Origin of the sequence: Microcoleus sp. BM001215392 (genome assembly GCF_036700185.1) — a bacterium.
Classification (GTDB): domain Bacteria; phylum Cyanobacteriota; class Cyanobacteriia; order Cyanobacteriales; family Microcoleaceae; genus Microcoleus.
This window is the reverse complement of sequence record NZ_JAUBOJ010000696.1, coordinates 1-1,548: the sequence shown is the minus strand read 5'-3', so window position 1 is coordinate 1,548 and position 1,548 is coordinate 1. Positions and strand designations below refer to the sequence as shown.

The window sequence follows — 1,548 nt, the reverse complement described above, 5'->3', positions numbered from 1 at the left end:
CCCCCAACCCCCCCTTGCTAAGGGGGGGAGTAAGATAGAATCAGTTGGTGCTGTTTCGGCCGCGCCTTGGGGAAGTGCTAGCATTTTGACTATTTCTTGGATGTACATTCGGATGATGGGAGGAGTGAGTTTAACTGAAGCGACCAAAGTTGCAATTCTTAATGCTAATTACATGGCAGCTCGGTTAGAATCCTATTATCCGGTTTTGTACAAAGGGAAATCGGGTTTGGTAGCGCACGAGTGCATTCTGGATTTGCGACTTCTCAAGAAAACCGCAGGTATTGAAGTCGAAGATATCGCCAAACGCCTGATGGATTACGGCTATCACGCGCCGACAGTTTCTTGGCCAGTTGCAGGTACCGTGATGGTGGAACCGACGGAAAGCGAATCGAAGCAGGAATTAGACCGTTTCTGCGATGCGATGATTGCGATTCGTGGGGAAATTGCGGAGATTGAAAACGGCAATGTTGACGCGCAAAATAACGTCTTGAAAAATGCCCCACATACCGCAGAATCTCTGATGGTTGATGAGTGGAATCGTCCTTATACTCGCGCCCAAGCGGCTTATCCGACTCCTTGGACTCGCGAACATAAGTTTTGGCCTGCGGTGGGAAGGATAGATAATGCGTTTGGCGATCGAAATTTTGTCTGTTCTTGTTTGCCAATGGAGGCTTACACTTAAGATTGAAACCGGGTTTTTGCCCAAATTAAAACTGTCACCTAAATCTCGGAAAAAACCCGGTTTCTGAACCTCGCGCAAAGCCCCAAGAAACCGGGTTTTTGCGACAATACCCCACTAAAACCCTAAATCTCGGAAAAAACCCGGTTTCTGGCCTCACGCGAAGACTCCAAGAAACCGGGTTTTTGCGACAATACTTGATTGCAGCCCAAAATCTCGAAAAAACCCGGTTTCTCGCCTCACCCAAGGCCTCAAGAAACCAGGTTTTTATGAGAATTTTCGCCACCGCCGACAACCTCCGAAAAAACCCGGTTTCTCAGCCTCACCCAAAATTCCCCCACCTCAGCTACAATTAAAACCATCCTCTCCACCCCCACAAACCCGCCATGAGGCACTGGCAGCCCGAACAACAAATCCACAACGGCAAATACATCATCGAAGCCATCCTCGGTGGCGGCGCATTCGGCGTCACCTACCGCGCCCAAAACCCCAAAGAAGGCAAAGTAGTCGCCATCAAAACCCTAAATGCCAACGTTCAAGGTAAGCCAAACTTTCGCGAATTACAAACCAAATTTGTCAACGAAGCATTATCTTTAGCCCGATGCAGCCATCCCCATGTCGTCCAAGTTTACGAAGTATTTCCCGAAATGGCAGGAAATATCGAATTGTGGTGCATGGTAATGGAATTAATCGACGGCACTAATTTAGCAGAATATCTCGAAGATAACGGCATTTTGTCCGAAGCGAAAGCTTTGCCAATGATTCAACAAGTCGGAAGCGCCCTGAGTTTTGTTCACCAGCAGGGATTTACTCATCTGGATGTTAAACCGCAAAATGTTATGTTAAGAACCCCCCCCAGCCCCCCCTTG

1 protein-coding gene and 1 pseudogene are annotated in these 1,548 nt (G+C 48.2%); both read left to right on the top strand.

What is annotated here, in order from left to right; translation table 11 throughout:
- Positions 1-682: pseudogene (locus tag QT974_RS34245) on the top strand (aminomethyl-transferring glycine dehydrogenase); the annotation flags it as partial.
- A 383-nt stretch (positions 683-1,065) separates the two neighbouring features.
- On the top strand, positions 1,066-1,548 hold a 483-nt coding region (locus tag QT974_RS34240; RefSeq protein WP_333472800.1), incomplete at its 3' end, for a serine/threonine-protein kinase.